The sequence below is a fragment of the Acinetobacter sp. NRRL B-65365 genome (assembly GCF_001605865.1).
In the GTDB taxonomy this organism is placed as follows: domain Bacteria; phylum Pseudomonadota; class Gammaproteobacteria; order Pseudomonadales; family Moraxellaceae; genus Acinetobacter; species Acinetobacter vivianii.
The window spans coordinates 1-2148 of the sequence record NZ_LRPD01000079.1 but is presented as its reverse complement, the minus strand read 5'-3'; the positions used below and the strand labels follow the sequence as shown (position 1 = coordinate 2148).

Annotated in this window: 2 protein-coding genes; one reads left to right on the top strand and one right to left on the bottom strand. The window is 42.6% G+C overall.

The annotated features are described in order from the left end of the window. The coding region (locus AWW72_RS18655; RefSeq protein ID WP_062848317.1) for a hypothetical protein at positions 1-915 on the top strand (915 nt) is incomplete at its 5' end. Between the two features lie 89 nt (positions 916-1004). Here the strand turns inward: AWW72_RS18655 and AWW72_RS18650 are convergent. After that, complete coding sequence (locus AWW72_RS18650; protein WP_005258247.1) at positions 1005-1865, bottom strand: LysR family transcriptional regulator; 861 nt, start codon at positions 1863-1865, stop codon at positions 1005-1007. Between the last annotated feature and the right edge of the window lie 283 nt (positions 1866-2148).

The following is a 2148-nucleotide window of genomic DNA, read 5'->3' as shown; positions in this document are numbered from 1 at the left end:
CGTTCGGTCGAGAAAGCCTATGTCGGCTATAACCTAGATGAAAATAACAGTATAGAAGCAGGTTTTGTCTATAAACCTTTTGCAATTTACCCCTATCCGCAGAATGGCTGGACTTACCATATTCCATTCTTCCTCGGCTACGGCAATAACGTTGCGCCAGGTTTGAACTGGAATTTTCATAACAAGGACTGGGATGTAAAACTCGGCTATTATCCGCAAATGCTGGAGACCAGTCTGCGTTATTCGCCTGAAAGTGCAACTTATGACGATCTTTCAGAAAATGCTTTTCCGAATCAGAAAGCTTATCAAAACGAAAAGCGTCATCAATTTAACACACGTATTGTACGCAAGCTGGAAACCGAATTCGGTAAGCAAGAGTTTGGCGTTTCAGGGGCGATTGCGCAATTGCATAATAAAACGACTGATAAGAATGGTCAGTATTATGCAGTCGGCCTACATACCGATAATAATTACAAACGCTTTAATGTACAAAGTTCTGTGATTCACTATCAATATGATGCCAAAAACCCAGATGGGGTTAGCAATGATGTGACCTTGATGGGCAATAATGGATTTACGCCTGCCTATTTCATTGCTTCAGAAGCCACCGTTGCCAGTTTAAACCTTGCTTATACCTTGCCTGTACAGGATATGGGTAAACTTAAAGCTATCCGTTTCTATAATGACTATAGCTATATGGACAAGAAACGTGATGATTGGTCTGCTTCACAAATGAATACCACAGGGATGATGTTTATTGCTTCGCCATTTATGGTATGGGCCGATTATACCTGGGGTAAAAACTCCAATATTATTGGTGGTGCTTCCAATGCAACGGGCTATACCTCAACTGTTTCGCCGTATAGTGACCAATGGCTTTACCGCATCAATTTAAATATTGGATTTAGTTTTTAAAGCATTTCCGATCTTATCTAAAAGGGCAAATCGAAAGGTTTGCTCTTTTTATTTTAAGGATCAGTTGAGTTCTGATTCATGCTAACGATTTAATTTTCTGTTTTGGACATTTCAAAACGTCTTTGCAGTACAGCGGTCATTTGCTCCACCAGCTTTGCCACCAAACCGTCCTTATCCCAAGCATAGATCGAAACTGTCATCGGATTAGCCTTACCTAATGGAAGATATTCACGTACCCGATAGCCTTTGGTAGTTGCAACAGGCAGTAGCGACAGGCCGAGTCCAGTTTCGACGCCGACCAGTACGCTGGCTAAACTATTGCTGGTAAAGGCAATATACCAATGTCGCCGTTCACGTTCGATTCGTTCAAACATGTCTTCCCGATATAGCCCACCTTGTGGAAAGGTCACCAGTGGAATCGGATCTGACCAGTTTCCGCCATGATCAATACTTTCAAACCAAGCCATTTCTTCAGGGAAAGTCGCATGATGATCCGCGCTGGCAAGGGTTTCTTTGACAATGACCAGATCAAATTGTCCATTTCGATAGCCTTCCATCAGATCACGGCTCAGTCCTGCGGTCACATCAAGGCGAATACTACGATGCTGTTTGCTAAATGCACTTAATGCCAGCGCCATATCGGTATTCATAATATCTTCGGGTAAGCCGATATGAATCGGGATGGTGCCCGTCGGATCACCGAGAACATTTTGTGCCTCTTGCTGAAGTGCCAGAATACGTCGAGCATAGCTAATCAGATATTCGCCTGCGCTGGTGAGTTGCAGTGGTCGGGCATTCCGATCAATCAATTGTTTGCCCACAGCTTGTTCCAGTCTTGCCAATTGCTGACTGACGGTCGATTGGGTCATATGCAAGCGTTCTGCCGCTAAAGTAAAACTGCCCGCTTCAATAATCGTGACAAAGGCGCGTAACAAACGTGGATCAAACATCGCAATAACTCATTGTTTGGAATTATTTTTCCATTTAAAACTTAAATGGCTATTCATTATCTTAATACATTTGATTCAATAATTTAATTTTTAAATAGTTGTGAATCTCGTTATGCTCAAGTCACAAGCTGATTGACTGCAAGGATGACATTTCTACAACTCAAAGCGTTGTCTGCATCTTGCTGTCTTTTCAGTGTTTCCATGGAGGAAATCGATGAACAAGTCCTTAATCACTGCTGCTTTGGTGATGACATTATCCGCATGCGGTTATGCAAGCTCAGGA

Bases quoted from the DNA above. Each gene is read 5' to 3' on its own strand.
- AWW72_RS18650 (WP_005258247.1), bottom strand. From the start codon at position 1,865: ATGTTTGATCCACGTTTGTTACGCGCCTTTGTCACGATTATTGAAGCG.